The following is a 1,016-nucleotide window of genomic DNA, read 5'->3' as shown; positions in this document are numbered from 1 at the left end:
CACGCAGACCAAAGCGGTCAAGGACCTCGAGAAAGAAAACGCCCGATTGAAGAAGCTGGTGGCGGAAAAGGAACTGGCCATCGACATTTTGAACGAGGTGGCGCGGGGAAAATTCTGAGCCCCGAACCACGCCGCCGCGCCGTCCGCATGGCGCAGGAGAAGTTCGGGGCCTCGGAGCGGTTCGCCTGCAAAGTTCTGGGGCAGAACCGGTCCGCGTTGCGTCAGGGTCAACCGGAGGTCAGCTTCGAGGAAGCGCAGTTGCGCTCTGATTTGCGGACCATTGCCGGGAAGTATCCGGCATGGGGCTGGCGCAAGGCGCGCTGGCACCTGCTTCGGCAGACGGCCTGGGTTGGCGTGGCGCTCAATAAGAAGCGCGTACGCCGACTCTGGCGGGTCGAGGGGCTGACCTGCAAACCCGAGGCGCGCAAGAAGCGCCGCACCGGGCCCGACGCCGGGGCAGAGAAGCGGTTGAGGGCCGAGTACCCGATGCACGTGGTCAGCTTCGACTTCCAGTCCGATGTGACGTCCTGCGGGCGGCATATCCGGTTCTTCAACGTGATTGATGAATACACCCGCACCGCTTTGGCAATCATCCCGCGGCGGTCCTTCACCGCCACCGATGTGGTCGCTGTCCTCGAGGACGTCATCGCTGAAACCGGTGTGGTCCCGACCTATGTCCGTAGCGATAATGGGCCGGAATTCACCGCCGCTGCGCTGATCGATTGGTGTGCTACCGCAGGTGTGGAGACTGCGTTTATCGATCCTGGATCGCCGTGGCAGAACGGGTTCGCTGAATCGTTCAATGCTCAATTTAGAAGGGAACAACTGACCGGAGAAATCATGGACACGATGGCCGAGGCCAAATACTTGGCCGACGAATGGAAAGGCATCTATAATCATGAACGGCCCCACGGATCCCTCGACGGATTAACACCGTCGAGATGCTGGGAACGCTGGAGTGCAGAGAACCAATTAGCTATCGCATAGCCGCTGGACTGCTAACAGGGGCCCAATCA

1 pseudogene is annotated in these 1,016 nt (G+C 60.5%); it reads left to right on the top strand.

Annotated elements, in window-relative coordinates:
- Positions 1 to 987, top strand: a pseudogene (locus BSP239C_RS20405) (IS3 family transposase); the annotation flags it as partial.
- Between the last annotated feature and the right edge of the window lie 29 nt (positions 988 to 1,016).

Source organism: Brevibacterium sp. 239c (genome assembly GCF_900169365.1).
Lineage (GTDB): Bacteria > Actinomycetota > Actinomycetes > Actinomycetales > Brevibacteriaceae > Brevibacterium.
The sequence above is the reverse complement of the archived record's forward strand: the minus strand, read 5'-3'. Positions and strand labels throughout refer to the sequence as shown.